Genomic DNA, 23,039 nt, shown 5'->3' on the forward strand with positions numbered 1-23,039 from the left:
GGGCGCGAACGAATCCGCCGATCACGCCCCGGAGTACTGCGGGAACCCTACGTGAACCACGATGGACATTGCTTCATGCAAATGGTTGAACTCACGTGCCGCTCAGGCCGGCACCGGGGTCTGCGCGTGGATGTGGAAGCGCAGTGAACGGGCATCGGTGAAACACTCCCGCATCGGCCGGACCAGTTCGCGGTGCTCCGGGCTGCGTTCCCACGCCTCGAAGTCCGCGAGACTGGCCCACTCGCTGGTGATCAGCCACTGCTCCGGATCCGTCGACGAGCGGCACACCTGGTCGACCAGATGGCCGGGTACGCCGCCGGCGACCAGGTGCCGGACCGCCTCGTACGCCCGCAGGAAGTCCCCGGTGCGTTCTTCGGGCACCCGGACCAGGAAGACCACCCGAGCACGCGTCATCACTGCTCCCCTCCGGCCGGTGCCGCGCCACGCAGCACCAGCGCGCTGTTGAACCCGTCGAAACCCCGGGCGCAGATCAGCGCCACCCGGGTACGCGGGCGTCGCGGCGCCCGCAGGAAACCCAGCTCGCAGCCGTCGGCCACGGTGCCCGGGCCGGCCGAGGCGGGCAGCGTGTCGTGCGCGTAGGCGAGCAGGGCGGTGGCCACGTCCAGCGCCGAACCGCCCTGGTGCGCCCGTCCGGTCAGCTCCTTGTGGGTACTCACCGGCGGGGTGCGGGCGCCGAACACCGCGCGCAGGGCGACGGCCTCGGCCCGGTCGTACCGGGGTGCGCCGAGGGCATCGGGGACCACCAGGTCCACCTCCCCGGGTTCGACCCCGGCCCGCCCCAGGGCCAACCGCATGGCCCGGGCGTACTGGCGGGGGTCGCCGCAGCTGTCGGCCGAGGTGTGCACGGCGTCGTGGGTGGCACCCCAGCCGGTCACCTCGCCGTAGATCCGGGCACCCCGGGCGCGGGCGTGTGCCAGCTCCTCGACCACGAACACCGCCCCGCCCTCGGCCGGCAGGTAGCCGCTGGCGGCGGCGTCGAACGGCCGGTAGGCCCGCTCCGGATCGGTCACCTCGCTGAGCAGGCCGGAGCGCAGCTGACAGGCCAGCGCGTACGGGCTCAGTGGACACTCCGTCGCGCCGGCCAGCACCACGGAGGCACCCCGCCGGACGGTCCGCACGGCGTGGGCGAGGCTGTCCAGGCCACCGGCAGATTCGGCCACCAGCACCCCGCAGGGGCCCTTGGCCTGGTGCCGGATGGACAGCTGCCCGACGCTGGCCGCGTAGAACCAGGCAATCGACTGGTACGCCCCGACGGTGCGCGTCGGCGACGACCAGAGTCGCTGCAACTCCCGCTGGCCGAACAGGTTTCCGCCGGAGGAGCTGGCCAGCGTCACCGACCAGCCGTACGGGTCGGGGGAGCGCTGCGGCAGTCCGGCGTCGGCCAGCGCCAGCGTGGTGGCGGCGAACCCGAGGTGGGTCCAGCGGTCGGTCTGCACCAGGGCCCGGTTGTCGGCGTACCGCGCCGGATCGAAGTCCGCCACCTCACCGCCGAGCCCGGTCGGGTAGCCGGTCGCGTCGAACAGCGTGATCGGGCCGGTGCGGCGCTGACCGGACAGCACCGTACGCCAGTGCGCCTGCGCCCCGACGCCACTGGGGGCGACCACCCCGATGCCGGTCACCACCGCCACCCGCCCGCCGGTCGGCGGCACCTCGCTGCCGGTCCGGGCGGACCACCCGCTCACGCCGCCACCTTTCGGGACAGCCGGCGGAACACCATCGCCGACTGGAAGCCACCGAACCCGCTGCCCACCGAGAGGGCCACGTCCACCGGCACCTCCCGGGCCTCGTTGGGCACGTAGTCCAGGTCGCACTCCGGATCCCGGGTGGTCCAGTTGGCGGTCGGCGGCACCACCCCGTACTCGATGGCCATGGCGCAGGCGGCCATCTCGATGGAACCGATGGCGCCCAGCGAGTGCCCGACCATCGACTTGATCGAGCTGATCGGCACCCGGTACGCCGCCGACCCGAGCGACCTTTTGAACGCGGCCGTCTCGTGCCGGTCGTTCTGCCGGGTACCGGAGCCGTGGGCGCTGATGTAGGAGACGTTCTCGGGCGCCAGCCTCGCCTGTCGCAGCGCGTCGGTGATGGCCAACCCCATCTCCAGGCCGTCCGGACGTAGACCGGTCATGTGGTAGCCGTTGCTGCGGCTGGCGTAGCCGGCGACCTCGCAGTAGACGTGCGCGCCGCGCCGGGCGGCGTGACCGGCCTCCTCCAGCACCAGCACCGCCGCCCCTTCGGCCAGCACGAAGCCGTGCCGGTCGGCGTCGAACGGGCGGGAGGCGTGCGCCGGATCGTCGTTGTCCGGGCTGGTGGCCTTGATGGCGTCGAAGGAGGCGACGGTGACCGGGGAGATGGGCGAGTCGGCGGCGCCGGCCAGCACGATGTCCGCCTCGCCGTCGACGATGAGCTGGTGGGCGTAGCCGATGGCGTCGATGCCGGAGGTGCAGCCGGTGGAGATGACCTGCGCCGGGCCGTGCAGGCCGTGCCGGCAGGCCACGTCGGCGGCCAGGCTGCTGGGCACCAGCGCCGGATACAGGTACGGGCCGCCGAGCGCCGCGTCGACCAGCCAGCGTCGGCCGCTGTCGCTGACCGTCACGTACTCCTGTTCCAGGGCCATGGTGCCGCCGACGGCGGTGCCGAGCACGACGCCGGCGCGGTCGCGTTGCGCGTCGGTGAGTTCGATTCCGCTGTCGGCCACCGCCTCGGCGGCGCAGGCCAGCGCGAACTGCACGTACCGGTCGGCGCGTTGCCGCTGCTCAGGGGTGAGCCCGGCGGCGTCCGGGTCGAAGTCGCACTCGGCGGCGATCTGGGACCGGAACGGCGACGGGTCGAAGAAACTGATCCGCCGGGTCGCGGTACGGCCCTCGGTGATGCCCTTCCAGAACCGATCTCGGGTCACGCCGCCGGGGGCGACCACCCCGACGCCGGTCACCACCGTGCGGCGGCCGGTCACGACCCGTCCCGCTGTTCGACCAGTTCGGTGTCGACGTGGCCGAGTTCCGGTCGAGGGGCCAGCGGTCCGAGGTGGAAGACCACCTCGGCGGCTATCTGGCCGGTGTTGCGCAGCCGGTGCCGGACGTTGCGCGCCACGAAGAGCGCCTCGCCGGCCGACAGCAGCACCGGTTCGTCGTCCAGATCCACGGTGATCGTGCCCCGGGCGACGTAGAGGAACTCCTCACTGTACGGGTGGTAGTGCTCCGCGATCCGCTCCCCCGGCCCCATGCTGGCCACGCCCATGAAGCCCGAGGTGCTGCCGACGGTACGGGGGCCGAGCAGGACGCGTAGCTCGCCGCCGCGACGACGGTCGGCGGGCACGTCCCGGGCGGCCACCAGGGTGAGATCACTCATCGTCGGCTCCTGTTCCGGTGCCGCCGACCGGCACGCTCGTCGGTGTCGGTGTCGGTGTCGGTGTCGCTGCGGTGCCCGCCAGCTCGCGGGCCAGCCGTTCGACGCGCTCCTTGATGACGGCCAACTGCACCACACTGTTGGTGTTGATCCGCTCGGTCATCCCGGCGTTGTCCACCGGCGCGCTCGGCTTCATGGCGAAGTCCTGCACCCAGGTCATCCGGATACCGCCCGGCTCCTCGGTGTACGTCCAGTGGATCCGCATGTACTCGAAGGGCCCGGTCTCCACCCGGCGGGCCCGCACCTCGCGGCTGGCCGGGTCGGCGGTGCGCTCGCTGACCCAGCTCCAGGCCACCCCGTTCTCGTCGGGGTGCATGGTGAGCCGGAACCGGACGGTGTCGCCGGCACGGTCGAGGATCTCGGCCCTGGCGTACTCGGTGAACAGGTCGGGCCAGTTGGCGACGTCGTTGGTGACCGACCAGAGCAGCTCCAGCGGCGCGGCGATGACGATGCTGTTCTCGGTGTGTCCAGGCGGATCGGTCCGCCGGGCCACCAGGTCGGCCACGGCGGGAATGCTCAGCTGCGCAGCCTGCTCCGGGATGCTCACCTGCCACCGGTCGGCGACCACGGCGGAGAGTTCGAGCAGGGCGAGGGAGTCCATCCCCAACTCCTCCAGGGAGGCGGCCGGCGCCCGGGACGCGGCGTCCGGGTCCAGCCCGCAGTTGGTCACCAGGATGTCGGTTATCTCCGCCGTCAGTGAGCGGCCGTCGATGACGGTCATCGTTTCCTCCTCGGATGTGCGGGGATCGGTTCGGCGATCAGTCGGTCGACCAGGCCGGTGGAGTGGCGCCCCTTGCGGAAGTCGGCGTCGTCGAGGACCCGCCGGACGAACGGGATGGTGGTGCACACTCCGGGACCGGAGATGTCGAACTCACCGAGCGCACGTTCCAGCCGGCTCAGGGCCATGTCCCGGTCGGGGGCCCAGACCGCGACCTTGGCCAGCAGCGAGTCGTAGTACGGACCCACCAGGTAGCCGGCGTGACCGTGGGTGTCGACCCGGGTGAACGGGCCACCGGGTGGCACGAACCGATCGAGCCGGCCGGGCGTGGGGGCGAAGCCACGATCCGGGTCCTCCACGTTGACCCGGCACTCGATGGCCACGCCGTTGAGTCGGATGTCCTGCTGTCGCCAGCGCAGCGGGGTCCCGGCGGCGACGTGGAACTGCTCGTGCACCAGGTCGATCCCGGTGATCATCTCGGTCACCGGATGCTCCACCTGGATCCGGCAGTTGATCTCCAAGAAGTGGAACCTCTCCTCCGCGTCCACCAGGAACTCCACCGTCCCCACACCGGTGAACCCGACGTCGAGCGCACCGTGCAGGGCGGTCCGCGCGATCGCGTCCAGCGTCGCCGGGGACAGCCCCGGAGCGGGCGCCTCCTCGACCAACTTCTGGTGCCGGCGCTGCACCGAGCAGTCCCGGGTGCCCAGGTGCACGCCGTTGCCGTGGGAGTCGCAGAGCAGCTGGACCTCGACGTGCCGGGCATCGGTCAGGTACCGCTCGACATACACCCGATCGTCACCGAAGGCGGCCTGGGCGGCGGCCCGGGTGCGCGCGTACGCCCGGGGCAGCTCGGCCGGGTCGCGGACCACGGTCATCCCCCGGCCGCCGCCACCGGCCGCCGCCTTGATGATGACCGGGTACCCCACCTCGGCGGCGACCGCCGCGGCGTCCACGGCCGTCGGCGCCGGCTGCACGGCGCCCGGCGCCAGGGGCAGCCCGGCCCGGCTCATCAACGCCCGGGCGGCGGACTTGTCCGCCAGTACGGACATCACGTGCGGGGGCGGCCCGACGAAGGTCAGCCCGTTGTCCGCGCAGATCTCGGCGAAGTCGGCGTCCTCGGAGAGGAAGCCGTAGCCGGGATGCACCGCCTGCGCACCGACCTTGCGGGCCGCCTCCACGATGGCGGCCGCGTTGAGGTAACTGCGCCGGCTCGCCGAGGGCCCGATCCGGACAGCCTCGTCGGCCAGCCGCACCGCCGCCGAGTCGGCGTCCGCCGTGGAGTAGACCACGGCGGTCCGGATGCCCAGCTCGCGGCAGGCCCGCAGTACGCGCAGCGCGATCTCACCGCGGTTGGCTATCAGCACCTTGGAGAACATCACCCACCACCTCAAGCCGGGTCCAGGGCGACCAACGGCTGGTCGTACTCGACCGGTTGTCCATCGGCGACCAGCAGCTCGGCGACTCGCCCGGCCCGGTCGGCGGTGATCTCGTTCATCAGCTTCATCGCCTCGACGATCCCGACGACCTGTCCGGGCCGGACCAGGTCACCGACGGACACGAAGGGCGCCGCACCCGGCTCCGCCGCCCGGTAGAAGGTGCCCACGATCGGTGAGCGGACGCTGGTACGGGTCGCGGGCTCGGCCGGCCGGTGGCTGGTCGACGGGGCGTTCACCGGCACGGTGGCCGGTGCGGTGGGGTGGCCGCCCGGTGCCGCCGGGGCCGCGGCGGACCCGATCGGCCGGGACCACTCCACCTCCAGCTCGGCGTCTCCGCAGCGCAGCCGGAGGCGGCTGACCGGGCCGGCCAGCTCGGCGACGGCCTGCCGGGCGTGCCGGCGCAGGGCTGCCAGGGTGGCCTCGTCCCCCGCCTGCCCGGTGCGGCCCGGCACCGCAACCCCAACTTCGCCCGCCGCCTGCGCCCCGTCGCCGTCGACACGCGACGTCGGCGCGGTGGGCGGCCGGTGCTGTGCCGGCGTCGCGGGCGCGGGTCCGACCTCGACCGTGCCGCTCACCGGAGACCCGCCCGGACACCCGCGCGCGCCGCACCGAAGCGGCGGAAGCGCCGTCGGCGCCGCTGGACGAGGGTCGCGGTCGGCACGTCCAGCAGCGGCAACAGGTTCGCCAGCACCGCCTGCCGTACCGCCCGGGCCGTCGCCTCCGGATCGTCGGCGGCCGAGCCGACCGGTTCGGGCACCACCTCGTCGACGACCCCGAGCCGGCACAAATCCGGTGCGGTCAGTCGCAACGCGCGGGCCGCCTGTGGTGCGGCCGTACGGCCCGGCCAGAGGATCGCGGCGCAGCCTTCGGGGCTGATCACCGAGTAGACCGCGTGCTGCAACATCAGCACCCGGTCGGCGACGGCCAGGGCCAGCGCGCCGCCGCTGCCCCCCTCCCCGGTCACCACCGTCACGACCGGTGTGGGCAGCACACTCAGGGTCAGGATGTTCTCCGCGATGGCCGCGGCCTGGCCGTGCTCCTCGGCGTCGACACCCGGGTCGGCCCCCGGAGTGTCCACCAGGGTCACCACGGGTAGCCCGAGACGGGCGGCGAGCCGCATCAGCCGCAGCGCCTTGCGATGCCCGGCCGGGGTGGCCATCCCGAAGTTGCGGGCCGCCAGCTCCGCGGTGGTGTGTCCCTTCTGGTGGCCGATCACGATCAGGTGCCGGCCGTCGAGCCGGGCCACCCCGCCGACCACCGCCGGACAGTCACCGCCGAGCCGGTCGCCGTGCAGCTCGGTGAACCCGTCGAAGGCGCTCTCCAGGTAGTCCAGCGTGGTCGGGCGGCCCGGGTGCCGGGCCAGGCGTACCGTCTCCCAGGCGTCCGGGGCCGGCGCCCGAGCAAGGTCGGGTGCCGGGTCGGCCGGCCGCGACGGCACCGGTGCCCCGGAGCGCCCGGCGGGCCGGTCGGCACCCACCGCGGCGAGCAGGGTCGCCAGCCGGGCGCGCAGCGCGTGCCGGGGCACCACCATGTCCACCTGGCCGTGCCGCAACAGGAACTCGGCGGTCTGGAAGCCCTCCGGCAGGTTACGTCCGGTCACCTGACGAATCACCCGGGGACCGGCGAAGCCCATCCGCGCACCACTCTCGGCGAGCACCAGATCGGTGTTGGTGGCGAAGGACGCCGCCACTCCCCCGTACGTCGGGTCGGTCAGCACGCTGACGGTGAGCAGGCCGGCTTCGCGCAGCGCCGCGATCGCCTGGCTGACCGTGGCCATCTGCATCAGCGACAGTGCGCCCTCCTGCATGCGGGCGCCGCCGGAGGCGGTGACCAGGATCAGCGGGAGGCCCGCCTCGAGCGCCTGCTCGGCGGTACGGGTGATCAGCTCGCCGACGGCACAGCCCAGGCTGCCGCCGAGGAACCGGAAGTCCATCACGGCGAGCCCGCAGCGGAACCCGCCGATGGTGGCGGCGCCGCAGAGCACCGCCTCCGGCAGCCCGGTGTCGATGCGGGCGGCGGTGAGTCGGTGCGGGTACGGCAGCACGTCGACGAAGTCGATCGGGTCCACCTCGACCGCCCGGTCGGGCAGCGGCTGGAACGACGACGGGTCGACCAGCTGGCTGACCCGCTCGGGCGCGGCGAGCCGGGCGTGCAGGCCGCACTCGGGGCAGACGTCGAGGTTGCGGCGCAGCCGCTTGCGGTACAGCAGGGTGGCGCAGCCGCCGCACCGGGACCACAGCGTCTCACCGGAGGACGCGGCGGCGGTCACGGCTGCCGCCCGTCGAAGCGGTAGAAGCAGCGGGCCATGGCGTCCCGGGGTGAGCGCCAGTCCGGCAGGTAGGGCGAGATGTACGGACGCAGCCGCGCGCTGACCCTGACGAACTCGGGATGCTCCCGGGCTGCCTCCACCGCGCCGTCGCCGGTGGACTCGGTCTCCAGCAGGTGCACGTACAGGTCGTGCAGGCGGTACAGCGACCGGTGCCGGACACCCACCAGTCGGGGAAGTTCGGTCGTGTCGGACTCGGCGAAGATCTCGGCGACCACCGCCTCGGCGGTCGGGACCACCTTCGCGACGATCAGCGTTCGGTCCATGCTGGTCCTCCCCCCATGGGCCGGTGGCGAGACCACCGGGTCTGCCCGGACGGCTGCCGACACGATGCGGAGCACCGCGTCACCCGGGCGTCACCGGCGCACCCTGACCGACTCCGCTCTGGTGACGGTGCGTTGACGCACTCTGTGTATCAGCTGAACGGCACGACAACCCATGATCAAGATCTATTAGCAGTTCAGAGGCGGTTTCATGGAAGCAAACGCGTTGCATTACCGACAACATCGTTGACTCAGAGTAACTGTGATTGATAATCTTCGTGGCGGTCAGACCCGGCTCCGCACAGCTGTGCGGCGGCCCCGGCGAGTCGACAGTGGCGTCACGGCGGCCGCGCCGGGACGGCCTGGGCCCGCATCCGACGCGTTCGCAGGGGGGTGCCGCCGTGACTGCGGATTCGTCCACGCCCACCACCGGCCGGTGCCGCGACGCCGAGGTGCGGCTGCACCTGCTCGGCGGATTCCGACTGACACACGGGGACACGACGGTGGCGGTGCCCCGGGGCCTGCAACGGATCATCGCGCTGATCGGGCTACGTCCCGGCGCCACCCGCACCCACCTCGCCGGGCTGCTCTGGCCGGAGACCCCCGAGGACCGGGCTCTCTCCTCGCTGCGCACCGCGCTGTGGCGGCTGCGCCAGGATCCCTACTGCCCGCTCACCACGGCCGCCGACACCGTCCGCCTCGACCCGCTGGTCCGGGTCGACGTCGACCAGCTGGTCGACACGGCCGCCCGGGTACGCGCCGGCCAGGCGCCGGCCGACGCCGCACAGGCGCTCGCCGCCGGCCGGCACGACCTGCTCCCCGGCTGGTACGACGACTGGGTGCTGGCCGACCGGGAGCGACTACGCCAGCTCAGGCTGCACATGCTGGAACAGGTGGCGGGCCACCACCTGGCCGCCGGACGCCACGGTGAGGCGCTGGAGGCGGCGCTGGAGGCGCTGGCCGCCGAGCCGCTGCGCGAGACACCGCACCGGCTGGTGGTCCGCATCCATCTCGCCGAGGGCAACGCCTTCGAGGCGGTGCACGCCTTCTACGTCTACCGCGACCTGCTGCTGCGGGAACTACGGCTGGAACCGTCGCCGGCGATGAACGCGCTGCTCGCCGAGGTTCTCGAACCGATCCGGCGAGCGAGCCGACCGACGAACGGACCTCGCCGGCACCTGGTCGACCGGGCCACGTTCCAGTCCGGCTGACCGCGCGTCACCGCACCGGTCCCGGACATTGACGGACAGGTGACTGGGCTGCGGACAGGGTTGCCACGACAGCGGTCCGAGATCCGGCGTCGCCGGGCCGGGCCACCGGTGAGAGGGGTCCGATGAGCCGTCTAGTGATCGTCAACAGGATCATCCCGGGCGCGGAGAGTCGCGTGGCGCAGATCTTCGCCGAATCCGACGCGACTGAGCTGCCCGGCCTGACCGGGGTACGCCACCGGTCTCTGTACTGCCTGCACGACCTGTGCGTACACCTCATGGAGACCGACGACGTCGGTACGGACGCCCTCGCGGCGGCCCGCAACCACCCGCTCTACCTACAGGTCAACGAACGGCTCTCGGCGCACACCTCGCCGTACCTGCCGACCTGGAGCTCGCCGCGCGACGCGATCGCCAACTGCTTCTACAGCTGGGACGACGCGAGCGTTCCGGCACCGCGCGTGGCCGGTTGACGGGCGACGCCGTGGCCACCCGAGCACCGCACGTCCTGATCATCGGCGCGGGCACCGGCGGCCTCTGCCTGGCGCACGGGCTGCGCCGGGCCGGGATCAGCGTTGCCGTCTACGAACGACACCGCGGCAGAGGCGACGGGCTGCTCGGCTACCGGGTGGGCATCGGCCCCACCGGCAGCCGGGCACTGCGCGACTGCCTGCCGCCCGAGCTGTTCGAGATCTACCTGGCCACCTGCGCCCGCTCGCCCCGCTACTTCAACGTGCTCAACCAGAAGATGCGTCACACGGCGTCCTTCCCGCTGCGGCCGGACACCCACCCGGTCGACTCGGAACGGTCGGTGGCCCGGATGACACTGCGTCAGGTGCTGCTGACCGACATCGCGGACCTCGTGCACTTCGACCGCACCTTCACCCGGTACGAGCAGCACGACGACGGGTCGGTCACCGCTCACTTCGCCGACGGCGGCACCGCCACCGGTGACCTGCTCGTGGCGGCGGACGGCACGCACTCCGCGGTTCGCCGCCAGTATCTGCCGCACGCGGTCATCCGGGACGCCGGCACCGTCAACATCGCCACCCGGGTGCCACTCACCGACCACACCCGGGCGCTGCTGCCGGAGACCGTGCAGCGGGGCATCTCACTGATCTTCGGTACCGGTGGGGTGATGGGCGTGCTGCACGTGATGGAGTTCAAATGGGACCGTGACGGTCGAGTCAAGCCGGACACCGCACCCGCCGCCGCGGCGTTGCTCGCCGACTGGTCGGGTCTGCGCCACGACCCCACCCGCGACAACATCAACCTCGTCGTCTGGAGCACCGCCCGCCGGTTCCCACCGGACGTCATGCGCCGCCGCGGTGCGAACCTGATCCAGGTGGCCCTGGACCTGACCGCCAACTGGCACCCGCACCTGCGGGAACTGCTCAGCCTGGCCGACCCCGACAGCGCGCTGCCGATCAAGGTGTCCACCTCGGAGCCGGTACCCCCGTGGAAGAGCAGCACCGTCACCCTCCTCGGTGACGCGATCCACACCATGACGCCAGGCCGGGGCGTCGGCGCCAACACCGCGCTGCGGGACGCCAACCTGCTGCGGCGGCAGCTGATCCTCGCCGTCTCCGGCGAGAAGACCCTGGTGCAGGCGGTGGCCGACTACGAGGCGGCGATGGTGCCGTACGGCTTCGCCCGGGTGGCCGACTCGCTGGGCCGCAGCGGCACCAACGGCGACGACCGCATGTACCAGCCGGTGTTCGGCCGGCTCGCGCTGCTCGGCGCCCGGGGCTACTTCCGGGTCACCAGCCGGGTTCCCCGGCTGCGGCGAAAGTTCGTCGACGACTTCTACACCTACCGAGGTGAACAGGACTGATCCGACGCACCCACGACCCCGGCGCCGATTACTGCGCCGGGGTCGTGGCGTGTCTGTCCGGTCCATCCACACCGTCCGTCCCGCGTCGGACACCAGCCGTAGCTCCCGCGTGACCCGTACGGACTGTTACCTGGCCCGTCTGTTGCCCCGGCCGCGCGTGTGCGAAGCTGCGGCGAGTTTTTCTCGCGACGATTCAGATGTGAAATCCAGGGAGGTTTACCGTGGGCGACTCCTTCGGGAACTGGCTGATACTGCTCGTGGCTCTACTGGCGGGCCTGGCGGTGGGCTGGGTGCTGCTGCGCGGCCGGCGGGACGAACCCCCGGCGTCGACGACCGGGACGGCGAGCGAGGCGACCACCGAAGCGGCCCCGGCGGCCACCACTGGAACCGAGCAGCCGGCCACCGAGGCGCAGCCACCGACCACCGAGCCCACGCCGGCGAGCGTCGAAACCGCCGGGACAGACGCCACCGGGACCGAGACTGCCGACGCACCCGCCGACGCCGCGCCCGCGTCCGTCCTCGACGGACCGGTCGAGGACGCGACCACGACGCCGCGTCCGGCGGTCGCCACCCCGCCGGTACGACCCAGCGCCGCCACCGAGCCCACCACGGCGACCGAACCCGCCCTGGTCGTCGCGGAACCGGCCGGCGACCCGGAGCCGGTCGCCGCTGCGGAGCCGATCGCCACCCCGGAACCGGTCGCCACCCCGGAACCGGTGACCACCCCGGAGCCGGTGACCGCCCCGGAGCCGGTCGCCGCTGCGGTGGCCGCGGAGGGTGGCGCGGACGACTTCCGGCGCATCCAGGGCGTCGGGCCGAAGATGGCCGCCGCACTGCACGGCGCGGGCATCCGCACCTACCGGCAGCTGGCGGAGCTTGACGAGGCCGCGCTGCGGGACACCGTCAAGAGCGCCGGGCTGCGCGCCACCGCCAGCCTCGTCACCTGGCCCCAGCAGGCGAAGGTGTTGGCCGCCCAGGCCGACGACAACGCCTGACGATCTCGGCCGCTGTCGCGGGTGCTCGGTCGAGCACTCGCGGCAGCAGCCCACCGCCATTTTGGTGCGCACCGCAGTGGCCCTGGCCGATTTCCGGCGCAGCCTCCGCCGGCCGCCCGAGGCACCCTCGCCGTGGCCGGTGCGTGCGGCATCGCGGTGGGCTGCCTCGCGCACGCCGCGTTGCCGCGTGGCTGGCTGTCAGCCCTGTCGAGCTGACGGCGTAGACGGATCACGGCCGGCGGTCGCCGGGGTGCGCCACCCCGGGCGATGGCACAACCGGATCAGCTCGACAGGAGCCGCAGGAGGTCAAGTAGGCATCCGGGGTTCGCCGCTGTCCGGTCCCACGATGGGCGGCCGCATGCCGGCCTCCGTTAGCCGCTCGGCCCGGTTGGGTACAAGGCCTGACACCTTGCAACTCAACCCGTACCTGTGGAGGAAGCCATGCGTGGCACGTCGATATTCGGAGTCCTCGTCGTGATCTGGCTCGTCATCGGCGCCATCGCCGCCGGACAGCGCGGCTACTACAGCGACGAGGAGACCAACTGTGCCGAGATCGGCACCATCCTGGTGACCATCGCCGCCGGGCCGCTGAACTACGTGGGCGCCAACCCGAAGGTCGACTGCGAACTGCCCCAGCCCTCCCAGTGACGTTTCAGAGCCGTCCGGCCCCGCCTTCCTCCTGAGCGGAGGAGGCGGGGCCGGACGTACCCGTCGGTCGCCTCAGCGGAAGCAGTGCGCCACCGGCACCTTGCTTCCCTCGCAGTTGGTGGGGTTGTTCTCGATGACGACGCTCTCATCGTCGATCTTGACCTGGGCCCGCTCGGCCTGGATTCCACCGGCCTTCACGGTGGACTGGTTCCCGATCACCCGGCTCCGGTAGAGCGAGGTGGAGCCGGCCGTCACGAACAGTCCGGCCCCCTGGGAGCGCTTGCCGACCGCGTCGTTGCCCTCGACATCGCTGCCACGCACGAGCAGGTTCGATTTCTCGCTGTGGATGCCGCCACCGTTGCCCCGCGTGGTGTTACCGCTGATCACGCTGTCGTCCAGCGGCAACAGCCCCTGGAAGGTGGAGATGCCGCCGCCGGAGACGCTGGCGGCGTTGTCCCGGACGGTCAACTGCCGCGCGATGAGCACCGCGTCGGAGTTTGCCAGGCCACCGCCGACCTCGGCACTGTTGTGCGCCACGAGACTGTCGAAGACCTTGGTGCGGGCCGAGAAGCTGGCCACTCCCCCGCCCTGGGCGGCGTTGTTCTGCACGAAGGTCGAGGAGTGGACCTCCCCCGCGGCCCGGAAGTTGGCGAGGCCACCGCCGTAGCTGACCGCGCTGTTGTGCCGGAACTCGGTACGGTGCATGGTCATCACGCCCCCGTTGAGCAAGCCCCCGCCCTTGCCCTGGGCGCCGACGGCCCGGTTGCCGATCAGCTTGCTGTCGTTGATCAACAGGTTGCCGTCGTTGAAGATGGCGCCACCGCCGCCCTCCGTCGACCGCGAGGTGCTGCCGAGCACGGTGACGCCCTCGACGACCGCCGAGGCACCGTGCACGATGTGGATGCTGCCGCCTTCCGCCGCCGACCGGCCGTTGCGCAGGGTGACGTCCTTCAGGGTCAGCTCCCCACCGTCACGGACGGTGAAGAAGCGGAACTCGTCGGCGTGCACACCACGCACGATGGTCGCGCCGGAGCCCTCGATGGTGATGCCGTGGTAGATCACCGGGAGGCCGGCCTTGTCGTCGGCCGGGTTGCGCGGCGGCGCCTCGGCGTCGCCGGGGTTCTCGGCGGCGTCGGCGGCCTCCCGCGCGTCGCGGATCCCGCCGTCGTACTCGTCGGCCTGCTGGAAGGCGTGGGTCAGCGGGTAGGTGCAGTTCTCCGCCAGCCGCAGCGTGGCACCGCCCTCGGCATTGGCCCGAACCAGCGCGGCAATGAGCTGCGCGGAGTCACAGGGCACCGGCAGCACCTGGTGCTGCGGCGGGCGACCGTTGCGTCCGGCGGGCCGGTCGACGGCGCCGTCGCCGTCGTGCCGCCACTCGGGACGCTGCCGGTCCGGCTTCCGGTCGTCCGGCGCCTCGTCGACACCGGGCACGTCGTCCTGCAACATCGTGGCGGGCCAGGCCGGGCTCGGCGCCGCCGGATCACGGTCGGCAGCCGAGGCGGTGACGGCGCTCAGGCCCACCGCTCCGGCCACCAGGCTGCCCGCCACCAGACCACCGGTCAGCAACCAGCGGGATCGCCGTCCGGGTCGCGTCGACCCGGGGCTCCCTCGGTACGTGGACATCAGGTTCCTGCCTCTCGTGCATGCGAAACACGGCCGCACCGAAACGGGCGCGGAGTGGCTGACGTCGCCTCAGCCACCAGAGGCCACCGTACGGTGACGGAAGGAACAAATCAGGCATACATGAATAAGTAAGCCATTCGCCTTCATGTACCGAGAAAGAGGTCGGGCACTACCCGCCGACGTGGATACCGGGCCGGCGACTCGGGTCGGGCTCGGACTTCCGCAGGATCTCCCGGACCACCGGCGGAGTGTCCCCCCGGCCCAGGATCAGATAGCGCAACAGGTGCGCGATCGGGTTCCCCTCCGACCACTCGAAGTGCGCGTGCGGGCGTACCCCCGTCGCGTCCCGCAACGCCAGCAGGATCGCGGCGATCGCGTTGGGGGCCGCCGGACTGCTGGCCCGCAGCACCCGGTAGCCGCCCACATCGACACCACGCACCCGCAGCACATGGCGGAACCCGGACGGGTCGACCACATCGATCTCCAGGAAGAGCACGTCGGTCGCTCCCGGCACCGGATTCAAGCCACGCTGGGCCCGCTCCTTGATGGTGTACTCCTTGACCGCCCCGCTGTGCCGCTTGTTGGCGATCACGTGCAGCCGGCCGTCATGAGCCACCGAGTCGGCGATGAACCGCCGTGCCGCCTCGTCGAACTCGACCCGCTCCGCCCGCAGTTCGGTGGTACGGCTGACCCGGGACACCAGCGAGACGGCGATGATGCCGAGGATGAACAGCCCGGAGATGGCGATCCCGTCCGGTTTGGCGATCACGTTCTCCACCAGCGCGTACAGCAGGACCAGGGTGAGCACGGTGAAACCGACGGCGACGCCACGCTGCCGGCGGCCGGCTGCGGCGATCGCCACCGCCACCGCGGCGGAGACCATCATCGCCAGGATCCCGGTGGCGTACGCCCCCGCCTGCGCGTCGACGTCTGCGCGGAACACGACGGTCAGCACGATGCAGACCAGCGTGTAGACGATCACCACGGGTCGAACCGCCCGCGCCCACTCCGGCGCCATGCCGTAGGACGGCAGGTACCGGGGCACGATGTTGATCAGCCCGGCCATCGCCGACGCACCGGCGAACCAGAGGATGAGGACGCTGCTCACGTCGTAGCCGGTACCGAACGCCTCCCCGACGCGCTCGTGGGCGAGATAGGCAAGCGCCCGCCCATTGGCCGCACCCCCGGGAGCGAACTCCTCAGGTGGGATGAGCACCGTGGTGACGAAGGTGGTCGAGAGCAGGTAGACAGACATGATCAACGCGGCGAGGGTGAGCAACCGCCGGGTATTGCGGATCCGCGCGGCCAACCGGGCCTGCGCGTCCGGCCCTTCCCCGGCGACCAGCGGCATCATGCTCACCCCGGTCTCGAAGCCGGACAGGCCCAGCACCAGCAGCGGAAACGCCAGCGCCGCGGTCAGTGCCACCTGACCCGGCCCACCGCCCGCCGTCAGCGCCGCCGTCCAGTCGGTCAGCGGGCGCGGATCATCGGCGAGTTCGACCAGTGACACCCCGACGATCACCGCGTTCAGCGCCAGGAACACCGCGACGAGCGGGACGGCCACCGCCACCGCCTCGCGGAAGCCGAGCAGGAACACCCCACCGAGGATGAGCAGCAGCACCACGGTGACGGCGACCGCGACGGTGGTCCCGCCGAACGCCTCCGGCAGGTACGGGTTCTGCAACATGTGCACCGTCGCGTCAGCCGAGGAGAGGGTGATCGTGACGATCCAGGAGGTGGCGACGAAACCGAGCAGGACCAGCACGAATATCTTCCCGCGCCAGAACGGCAACAACCGCTCCAGCATCGCCACCGAACCCTGGCCGTGCGGGCTGTCCCCGGCCACCCGGCGGTACATCGGCAGCATCCCGAACAGGGTCAACGCCACGATCAGCAACGTCGCCACCGGGGACAGCGCCCCCGCCGCCAGTGCCGCGATGCCCGGCAGATAGGACAGGGTGGAGAAGTAGTCGACGCCGGTCAGGCACATCACCCGCCACCAGGAGTGCGAGCGGGCCTGCCCCTCGGCGGTCTCCGGGCCGACCGGCTGCACCCGGTGGACCAACAGCCACCGACGCAGCCGACTCTCCGGCCGCACCGGACCCGTCGGGACCGCCACCTGTTCGGGCACGGTGACCGCTCGACCCGCCCGCTCCCCCTTGCGGGTCGGATCCCGCGCCGCTCGCAGCGCGGGCTCGGGCGCCCCGGACGCCGGACGACGCCGTTCCCGACCTCGCCGCGCTCTGGTCCCGTCCCCCATGTCCCCGCCCTCGCCGCTGCCGCACAGACCCGTCGCTGGTGGCCGTGGCCACCCCGCCTCGTGCTCAGCCACCGCCCGGTGCCGTCAACGCCCGGGCCAGGGCAGCGGGGTCGACCACGGTGACCGTCATCCCGGGATGCCGCAGCCAGCCACCGGGCAGCAGGGCGGGCACCGGTCGCACGAAACGGATGCAGAGACCCGCAGCCGTGGTGCTGCCGAAGGTGACCCCGCGGTCGGCACCGGAGAGGTGCGGACCGATCACCCGCCACCAGCGGTACGGACCGCCGGGCTCCACGCCGGCGACGTTCTCTCGCCAGGTGCGCAGACGCCACGGCCCGAACCCGACCGCCAGGTCGTCGGCGTCGACGCGTACCCAGGCCGTCGAGGGCCGGACGCCGAGCAGGGCCAGCGCGGGGCGGAACGGCGGGTCGAACCGGAAGCCGAAGAGTTGCGCGGTCATCCCCGGCCTCCCCGGCCGGGACGATCTCCCGGCCGCGCGGGACGGTACGGGGTGGCGGGCCGCGGTCGAGGCCGGCTGGCGGGGCGGCGCCGGGGCACTACGGTCATGCCGGCGGCGTACCCAGCGAGGGCCGGCCGACACCCCCCGGGCCGGCCGGCCCACTGTTCCCCCCGTGCTCTCGTCCGGGCGATCTCGCCCGGACGGTGCGGATGTCCCCGCGCTCCGCCCCCGTGGCGGAGCGCGGGGACCCCCCGTCCCGGCTACTGCAGGAACGCCCCAAGGGGCGACAGCAGCAACCGACCGAGTGCGGCGGCCGTGTCGTCGAGCCGCCTGCGCTCGCCCTCGTGTCGGTGCGGGTCGTGCCGGCACCGCCAGATTCGCTGCGCGTTACGCCATGCGACATCGCGGGTGTAACCGATCAGTTCACCCTGGTACCAGTCGTCGATGTCACCGTTGAGCATGTCGATGAGCAGTTGCCACTGCTCGAGATAGCCCCGGCGCAGCCCGGGGATCTTGTCGGCGAAGATCTTGTTGATCTCCAGGTAGTCACGGTGCTGGTCGCTGCCGTCGACCGGCTCGGACTCGAGGTGGTCGAACGTGGTGACCAACGCGAACGGTAGGTCGAAGTTGATGTGCGCGTTGACGCCGGCCGCCGCGGAGGGCAGCGGGCGGGCATCCGGGCCCCGCATCCGCTCGAACAGGCACGCCCAGGCCCTCGGCAGGCTGGGGCTGGAATCGCTCCACATCCGCAACGCGTCGAAATAGCGGGCCGCGAACTCCACATCCAGCCGGGACAGGAAGACCGGATCGACGAACCGGTCGGCATAGAGCCCGTCCAGCACGCTGGTGGTGATGGTGAGATACAGCTTGTTGAAGTCGGCCAGTGGGCAACTGTCCAGCAGCGGAGGCAGGCGGACCAGCATGTCCTGCAGCTTGGTCAGATGATCGACTACGGCGGGCACGTCGGTCGGGTGATCGGCGAGCAGGTCGACGATGTCCCGGTGCACAGGCCCCCAGACCAGTTCGCTCATGCCGCCTCCACGCTGCTCGCCGACGCCGTCGTTCCGTGCCGACGCCGCAGCCAGCCTTTCAGGCGGGACGCCGGCGGACATCAGTAGAACTACGTATCCGGGACCTAACCGCGACTACGTAGGAAGATGGCGCTGGCCTGCACCCGGGTACGCACCTGCAGCTTGTCGAAGATGTGCGAGACGTGGACACCGATCGTCCGCTCGCTGATGAACAGCCGCTGGCCGATCTCCTTGTTGGTCAGCCCCTCGGCCACCGCGGCCAGCACCTCGCGCTCCCGGGTGGTCAGCGCGGAGATCTCCTCACCGCCCGGCCCCGCCGACGTCGCCGACCCCACCGGGGCGCGTTCCTCCAGTGCGACCCGCGCCCGGCCGGCGAGCGCGCGGATCTCGTCGGCCAACGGCACCGCGCCGAGCCCCTGCGCCATCTGGTGCGCCTGGCGGAGCAGCTTGCCGGCGGTCGCGGTCCTCCGGCGGCTGGCCAGCAACGCCTCGGCCTGACGCAGCCGGGAGTACGCCGCCGGGTACGGATGATTGCGGTGATCCCACTCCGCGGCCGCCCGCGCCCACAGCTCCGGGTCCGCCCGGTCGAGACGGCTCACCTCGGCCGCACAGAGGGCCAGGTACCCGTCGACCACATAGCGCACCGGCCGAGCCGCTCGCTCGCTCCGGCCGGCGACCCGGTCGGCGATCTCGCGCAGCCGGCGCACAGCGCTCTCGTCGACCGCGACGGTGCGGCTGGCATGCGCTTCGGCCTCGGCGCGCAGACCGTGCCAGACCAGCACGGCGAGAATGACCAGGTCGTCGGAGCGGGTCTCGGTCAGCCCCCGCTGCACGGCGTGCCGGGCGACGTCGTGCTGCCCCCGCCACATGGCCAGCCCGGCGCGCAGGGTGAGCAGCGGGATGACGTGCCGGGCCCCACCGCCGGCCAGGATCGTCGCCACCGCGTCGAGGTCCCGGTCGGCCGCCTCGATGTCGCCGTAGCCGACCGAGAGCCGACAGCGGGCCAGCAGCAGCTCGACCGCGTCGGCGCCGGACGGACGGTGCCGCAGTGCCGCCGCGACGACCTTCTCCGCCTCGGCCCACTGCCCCACCCGGAACAGGCCGTTGGTGGCGATGGCCAGTAGCCGGGTCTCGTAGGAGCGGCCCAGTCCCAGCTCGGCCACCCGCTCGGCGCCCCGGCGGGCCACCACCACACCCTCCTCGAGGATGTTCAGCGGCCCGGTGAGCAGCTCGGCCAGGTGCAGATAGGCCAGGGCCACGTCCTCCGGGCGGCCGGCACGTTCGGCGGTGGCCAGCGCACGACGCAACACGGCCAGGCCCGCGTCCGGATCCTGCCGGTACGCCTCGGAGAAGCCCAGCGCCGCGCTGGCCAGGACCACCTCCGTGGTGGCGCCGTCCACCTGCTCGGCCAGCGCCAGCGCTTCCCGCGCCCGCTGGCCGGCGTCGGCGTACCGGCCGAGCTGCAGCAGCAGCTCCGCCAGCCGGGCAGCGGCGGTGGCCCGCTGCCCGGGGGTGCAGTCGACGACGTCGAGCGCCTGCTGGTACTCCACCTCGGCCAACGCCGACCGGCCGGCGGCGGCCAGGTAACGGGCCCGCCGGATGTGCAACTCGCACGCCGGGATGTCGGTGTCGGCGCCAGCCAGCTCCTCCAGCAGCGCCAGCGCCCGGGCGTACTCACCACAGTGGTGGGCGGCCTCAGCCGCGTGCCCCAGCAGTGCGGTCCGGTCGGCCCCGGGCAGCCCCTCGGCCAGCTCCACCGCCACCGACCAGTGCCGGTGCGCCTCGACGTAGCCGTACAGCCGCTCCGCCTCCTCGGCGGCGGCCACCGCCGCCGGCAACGCCCGCTCCGGTTGTCCGGCCAGCCCCCAGTGGTGAGCCAGCCGGGCCTGGTGCAGCTCCGCGGGCGCCGAGGTCAGCGCCTCGGCGTAGCGGCGGTGCAGCACCGCCCGCTCGGCGGGGAGCAGCTCGTCCTCCAGCACCTCGGCGACGAGCCGGTGGCGCAGCCGGTAGCCGTCGTTCGTACCGACCAGCAGCCGGTGCGAGACCGCCGCCCGGACCGCCTCGAGCAGCTCCTGTTCGGGCAGTTCGACCACCCGGGCGAGCAGCCAGTGCTCGACCGGTTCCACCCCGGCAGCGACCGCGTGCACAGCCCGGTGGGCCGGCTGGGGCAGGGCGTCCACCCGGGCCAGGAAGACCTCGCGCAGGGTGTCGGAGAGCCCGTCACGCCCGTCACGCAGATCCCGGGAGAGCTCCTCGATGACGAAGGGGTTGCCGCCGCTGCGCCGCCACAACTGCTCGGCCGCCTCAGTGGCGAGCGGATGGCGCATCACCGCCGCGGCGAGCTCCTCGGTGCCCGCCCGGTCCAGCGGCGCGAGGTCGAGCACGCGCACCGAGCGCAGCCGGCGCAGCTCGGTGAGCACCCGGCGCAACGGATGCGCCCCCTGCAGGGACTCCGACCGCACCGCCGCCAGCACTGACAGCTGGAGGTCACCCAGGCCGGCCAGCAGGTAGAGCAGCAACTGGCGGGTCGTCCGGTCGACCCACTGCAGATCGTCGAGGACGAGCACGAGCGGGCGACCGCCGGCGATCACACTCAGCCCACGGGAGACCCGCTCCAGCAACGCCCCCGCGCCGTCCGGACCGGCCCCCTCCTCGGCGAACACGGCGAGCAGGGCGCGGACCGACGCCGCAGCCGTCGGGGCGAGACCGGCGTCGAGGCGACGCAGCGCCTGCCGCAGCGGGTGCAACGGTGAGGCATCGCCGATGTCCAGACAGGAGCCGTTGAGCACCAGGGCGCCGCCGTCGCTGAGCCGCTCACCGACCTCGCGCAGCAACCGGGTCTTGCCCACGCCGCTCTCGCCGGTCAGGAACACCGCCGCCGTGTGTCCGGGCGCCACGTCGTCGAGCAGCGCGGCGCGCACCGTCGCCACCAGGTCGGCCCGACCGACGAGCGGTGTGGTGTCCACATCGCTGGCCATGCCCGCAGCCTAGTCACAGGCAACGTTCCCCCTCTACCGCCACCGCACGCCTCTCCTACTCATCGCGTCGACATTGCGACCAAAGGTTGCGTTCGGCCGACATACGTCGTTCTGCCGATCCGCCGTCAGACCAGGGGTGAAACGCTCCGGACACAGTCAGCACGCACGGGGGGTGAGGCGGGTGGGATCTCCATGCCCATGTCTGTTGTCGCAGCTCCCGACCCCGTCAGGCGGCCGGTCTGGCCCGTGGCGGAGGAGAGGCGGACCGTCACCGTCCTCTTCGTCGACATCGTCGGGTCGACCCGGCTGGTCGACCGGCTAGACCCCGAGGACGTCCGCGCCCTGCAACGGGCCTACTTCGAAGCGGTCGCCCAGGTGCTGCGACGGTGGGACGGCGTGGTGGAGAAGTACGTCGGCGATGCCGTGATGGCCCTGTTCGGCGCGCGCTGCGGCGACGGGTGGGAGGCGTACAAGGCGGTGCGGGCCGGGTTGGAGATCCAGGACGCGCTGGATCGGCGTCCACTGCCCTGCGCACCGGACCTGCGGGTCCGCGTCGGGGTAGCCACCGGCGAGGCCCTGGTCGACCTACCGGTCAGCCAGCAAGGCGGGCACGGCATGGCCAGCGGCGCGGTCATCACGCTCGCCGCCCGGCTGCAGGAGTACGCCCCGCCCGGCGGCGTCGCGGTCTGCGGCACCACCCGGCGGGCCGTCGCCGGGCTGATCGCGCAGCGCCGGGCGCCAGCGGTGACGGTGACCGGCAAGACGTTGCCCGTCGAGGTCTGGCACGCCACCGGCACCCTGCGGCCCCGACCACCGCAGCACGACGGACCGCTGCTCGGGCGGCGGCGCGATCTGGCCGTCGCCCGGGAACGGCTCGCCGAGGCGATACGCGACCGCGGCGTACGGCGCCTGCTGATCGTCGGTCCGGCGGGCAGCGGACGCAGCCGGCTGCTGCGGGAACTGGCCCGGACCACGCCCACCGTGGACGCCGTGCCGGTGCGGTGGTGCCGGGCCGCCTGCCCGCCCTGCCCGGACGGGCCGCTGGAGCCCGCCGCGGACCTGGTTCGTGGGCTCGTCGGTGCCCGGGTCACCGACGACCCCGACCTGGTACGCCGCCGGTTGGCCGCCGATCTGGACGCTCTGGTGCCAGCCGATCTGCTGGCACCGGCGCTGGACACCGTGGATGACCTGTCCGGCGCGGCCGGCGCGGCGGCGGGTGCCCGCGCGATGACGCACTGGCAGGCGGTGCTGCTGAGCCTGGCGCGGCGGCAGCCGGTGGTGCTGGCCGTGGACGACCTCGACCGCGCGGCACCGGCGCTCCGCCGCCACCTGGACACCCTGGTCGACCTGGCCGACGTGAGCGGGCTGCCGCTGGTGCTGGTCGCGACCGGCACCCAGGACACCGGCGGTCCCACCCGGGCGGCCGTGCGGGTGCCGCTGAGTCCACTGGACCCGATGACCACCGGTCGGCTGCTGCGCCGGTTGCTGCGCCGGGCCGGCCGGCCCGCCGGACTGGCCGCGCGGCTGATCCCGCTGGTCGGTGGCGTACCCGGGCACGCGGTGGCGTACGTGCACTCGCTCGACGGGGGCGACCCGGCCCAGCTGCCCGTGCCGGAGAGCATCCGTCGGGTCGTCGAGGCCCGGCTGGACCGCCTGGACGGTAACCGCCGCGCGGCCCTGATGGCCGTCGCCGCGCTCCCGCCGGGCTGCACCGTGCAGGAACTGGCCATGGTCCTCGGTTGGCCGGCCGCACGGGCAGCGGCGGAGCTGGCCGCGCTGACCGGTTCGGGGCTGCTCGTGCCGCTCCCGCCCGGCGGGTACGACGTCCGG

19 protein-coding genes and 1 pseudogene are annotated in these 23,039 nt (G+C 72.7%); 6 read left to right on the forward strand and 14 right to left on the reverse strand.

Annotation, left to right across the window (positions count from 1 at the left end; translation table 11 throughout):
• Positions 1 to 102 precede the first annotated feature (102 nt).
• Genes BMY89_RS13610 through BMY89_RS13650 form a run of 9 tightly spaced genes read right to left on the reverse strand, consistent with a single transcriptional unit; the run spans position 103 to position 8,175 of the window.
• Entirely contained in the window at positions 103 to 414 is a 312-nt protein-coding gene (locus BMY89_RS13610; protein ID WP_092380117.1) for an antibiotic biosynthesis monooxygenase family protein, read from the reverse strand.
• The gene (locus BMY89_RS13615) at positions 414 to 1,649 is read right to left on the reverse strand and encodes a beta-ketoacyl synthase N-terminal-like domain-containing protein (RefSeq protein WP_092380395.1); all 1,236 of its coding nucleotides are present in this window, start codon (positions 1,647 to 1,649) and stop codon (positions 414 to 416) included. Before BMY89_RS13615 ends, BMY89_RS13610 begins: the two co-directional genes overlap by 1 nt.
• Positions 1,650 to 1,699: 50 nt before the next feature.
• On the reverse strand, positions 1,700 to 2,974 hold the full coding sequence (locus tag BMY89_RS13620; RefSeq protein WP_092380119.1) for a beta-ketoacyl-[acyl-carrier-protein] synthase family protein: 1,275 nt from the start codon (positions 2,972 to 2,974) through the stop codon (positions 1,700 to 1,702).
• The gene (locus BMY89_RS13625) at positions 2,971 to 3,369 is read right to left on the reverse strand and encodes a cupin domain-containing protein (RefSeq protein WP_092380121.1); all 399 of its coding nucleotides are present in this window, start codon (positions 3,367 to 3,369) and stop codon (positions 2,971 to 2,973) included. The genes BMY89_RS13620 and BMY89_RS13625 overlap by 4 nt, the downstream gene beginning before the upstream one ends.
• Entirely contained in the window at positions 3,362 to 4,147 is a 786-nt protein-coding gene (locus tag BMY89_RS13630) for an SRPBCC family protein (protein WP_092380123.1), read from the reverse strand. The genes BMY89_RS13625 and BMY89_RS13630 overlap by 8 nt, the downstream gene beginning before the upstream one ends.
• Positions 4,144 to 5,523 carry an acetyl-CoA carboxylase biotin carboxylase subunit gene (locus tag BMY89_RS13635; protein ID WP_092380125.1) on the reverse strand — a complete coding sequence of 460 codons (1,380 nt, stop codon included), beginning with the start codon at positions 5,521 to 5,523 and terminating at the stop codon, positions 4,144 to 4,146. Before BMY89_RS13635 ends, BMY89_RS13630 begins: the two co-directional genes overlap by 4 nt.
• An 11-nt stretch (positions 5,524 to 5,534) precedes the next feature.
• The gene (gene accB, locus BMY89_RS13640; RefSeq protein ID WP_092380127.1) at positions 5,535 to 6,158 is read right to left on the reverse strand and encodes an acetyl-CoA carboxylase biotin carboxyl carrier protein; all 624 of its coding nucleotides are present in this window, start codon (positions 6,156 to 6,158) and stop codon (positions 5,535 to 5,537) included.
• Entirely contained in the window at positions 6,155 to 7,852 is a 1,698-nt protein-coding gene (locus BMY89_RS13645; protein ID WP_092380129.1) for an acetyl-CoA carboxylase carboxyltransferase subunit alpha, read from the reverse strand. Before BMY89_RS13645 ends, accB begins: the two co-directional genes overlap by 4 nt.
• Positions 7,849 to 8,175, reverse strand: a complete 327-nt coding sequence (locus BMY89_RS13650) for a TcmI family type II polyketide cyclase (RefSeq protein WP_092380131.1) — start codon at positions 8,173 to 8,175, stop codon at positions 7,849 to 7,851. Before BMY89_RS13650 ends, BMY89_RS13645 begins: the two co-directional genes overlap by 4 nt.
• A gap of 398 nt (positions 8,176 to 8,573) precedes the next feature.
• Between BMY89_RS13650 and BMY89_RS13655 the strand changes: the two genes are divergently transcribed.
• The 5 genes from BMY89_RS13655 to BMY89_RS13675 all read left to right on the forward strand — a co-directional run bounded on the left by BMY89_RS13655 (position 8,574) and on the right by BMY89_RS13675 (position 12,857).
• Positions 8,574 to 9,383, forward strand: a complete 810-nt coding sequence (locus BMY89_RS13655; RefSeq protein ID WP_092380133.1) for an AfsR/SARP family transcriptional regulator — start codon at positions 8,574 to 8,576, stop codon at positions 9,381 to 9,383.
• A gap of 122 nt (positions 9,384 to 9,505) precedes the next feature.
• Positions 9,506 to 9,853, forward strand: a complete 348-nt coding sequence (locus tag BMY89_RS13660) for a TcmI family type II polyketide cyclase (RefSeq protein ID WP_092380135.1) — start codon at positions 9,506 to 9,508, stop codon at positions 9,851 to 9,853.
• Between the two features lie 11 nt (positions 9,854 to 9,864).
• A complete protein-coding gene (locus BMY89_RS13665) occupies positions 9,865 to 11,214 on the forward strand; it encodes an FAD-dependent oxidoreductase (RefSeq protein WP_092380397.1) in 1,350 nt (449 codons plus the stop codon).
• A 221-nt stretch (positions 11,215 to 11,435) separates the two neighbouring features.
• On the forward strand, positions 11,436 to 12,209 hold the full coding sequence (locus BMY89_RS13670; RefSeq protein WP_092380137.1) for a helix-hairpin-helix domain-containing protein: 774 nt from the start codon (positions 11,436 to 11,438) through the stop codon (positions 12,207 to 12,209).
• A gap of 441 nt (positions 12,210 to 12,650) precedes the next feature.
• A complete protein-coding gene (locus BMY89_RS13675) occupies positions 12,651 to 12,857 on the forward strand; it encodes a hypothetical protein (protein WP_092380399.1) in 207 nt (68 codons plus the stop codon).
• A 72-nt stretch (positions 12,858 to 12,929) separates the two neighbouring features.
• Here the strand turns inward: BMY89_RS13675 and BMY89_RS13680 are convergent, their stop codons facing one another.
• The 5 genes from BMY89_RS13680 to BMY89_RS13700 all read right to left on the reverse strand — a co-directional run bounded on the left by BMY89_RS13680 (position 12,930) and on the right by BMY89_RS13700 (position 21,209).
• A complete protein-coding gene (locus tag BMY89_RS13680; protein ID WP_092380139.1) occupies positions 12,930 to 14,480 on the reverse strand; it encodes a hypothetical protein in 1,551 nt (516 codons plus the stop codon).
• Positions 14,481 to 14,649: 169 nt separating this feature from the next.
• Complete coding sequence (locus tag BMY89_RS13685; RefSeq protein WP_092380140.1) at positions 14,650 to 16,740, reverse strand: APC family permease; 2,091 nt, start codon at positions 16,738 to 16,740, stop codon at positions 14,650 to 14,652.
• A 64-nt stretch (positions 16,741 to 16,804) separates the two neighbouring features.
• Complete coding sequence (locus BMY89_RS13690; protein WP_092380142.1) at positions 16,805 to 17,200, reverse strand: hypothetical protein; 396 nt, start codon at positions 17,198 to 17,200, stop codon at positions 16,805 to 16,807.
• A gap of 260 nt (positions 17,201 to 17,460) precedes the next feature.
• Positions 17,461 to 18,231: a DUF5995 family protein gene (locus tag BMY89_RS13695; RefSeq protein WP_092380144.1), complete on the reverse strand. Its 771-nt coding sequence runs from the start codon at positions 18,229 to 18,231 to the stop codon at positions 17,461 to 17,463.
• Between the two features lie 104 nt (positions 18,232 to 18,335).
• The gene (locus tag BMY89_RS13700; RefSeq protein WP_092380145.1) at positions 18,336 to 21,209 is read right to left on the reverse strand and encodes a helix-turn-helix transcriptional regulator; all 2,874 of its coding nucleotides are present in this window, start codon (positions 21,207 to 21,209) and stop codon (positions 18,336 to 18,338) included.
• Positions 21,210 to 21,407: 198 nt separating this feature from the next.
• On the opposite strand from BMY89_RS13700, the pseudogene BMY89_RS30875 reads away from it, so the two are divergent.
• A pseudogene (locus tag BMY89_RS30875) lies at positions 21,408 to 22,538 on the forward strand (AAA family ATPase); the annotation flags it as partial.
• Positions 22,539 to 23,039: the final 501 nt, after the last annotated feature.

The sequence above is a fragment of the Micromonospora phaseoli genome (assembly GCF_900109115.1).
GTDB lineage: Bacteria > Actinomycetota > Actinomycetes > Mycobacteriales > Micromonosporaceae > Micromonospora > Micromonospora phaseoli.

Bases quoted from the DNA above. Each gene is read 5' to 3' on its own strand.
- BMY89_RS13695 (WP_092380144.1), bottom strand. From the start codon at position 18,231: ATGAGCGAACTGGTCTGGGGGCCTGTGCACCGGGACATCGTCGACCTG.
- BMY89_RS13660 (WP_092380135.1), top strand. From the start codon at position 9,506: ATGAGCCGTCTAGTGATCGTCAACAGGATCATCCCGGGCGCGGAGAGT.
- BMY89_RS13650 (WP_092380131.1), bottom strand. From the start codon at position 8,175: ATGGACCGAACGCTGATCGTCGCGAAGGTGGTCCCGACCGCCGAGGCG.
- BMY89_RS13630 (WP_092380123.1), bottom strand. From the start codon at position 4,147: ATGACCGTCATCGACGGCCGCTCACTGACGGCGGAGATAACCGACATC.
- BMY89_RS13610 (WP_092380117.1), bottom strand. From the start codon at position 414: ATGACGCGTGCTCGGGTGGTCTTCCTGGTCCGGGTGCCCGAAGAACGC.
- BMY89_RS13685 (WP_092380140.1), bottom strand. From the start codon at position 16,740: ATGGGGGACGGGACCAGAGCGCGGCGAGGTCGGGAACGGCGTCGTCCG.
- BMY89_RS13625 (WP_092380121.1), bottom strand. From the start codon at position 3,369: ATGAGTGATCTCACCCTGGTGGCCGCCCGGGACGTGCCCGCCGACCGT.
- BMY89_RS13675 (WP_092380399.1), top strand. From the start codon at position 12,651: ATGCGTGGCACGTCGATATTCGGAGTCCTCGTCGTGATCTGGCTCGTC.
- BMY89_RS13690 (WP_092380142.1), bottom strand. From the start codon at position 17,200: ATGACCGCGCAACTCTTCGGCTTCCGGTTCGACCCGCCGTTCCGCCCC.
- BMY89_RS13700 (WP_092380145.1), bottom strand. From the start codon at position 21,209: ATGGCCAGCGATGTGGACACCACACCGCTCGTCGGTCGGGCCGACCTG.
- BMY89_RS13680 (WP_092380139.1), bottom strand. From the start codon at position 14,480: ATGTCCACGTACCGAGGGAGCCCCGGGTCGACGCGACCCGGACGGCGA.
- BMY89_RS13635 (WP_092380125.1), bottom strand. From the start codon at position 5,523: ATGTTCTCCAAGGTGCTGATAGCCAACCGCGGTGAGATCGCGCTGCGC.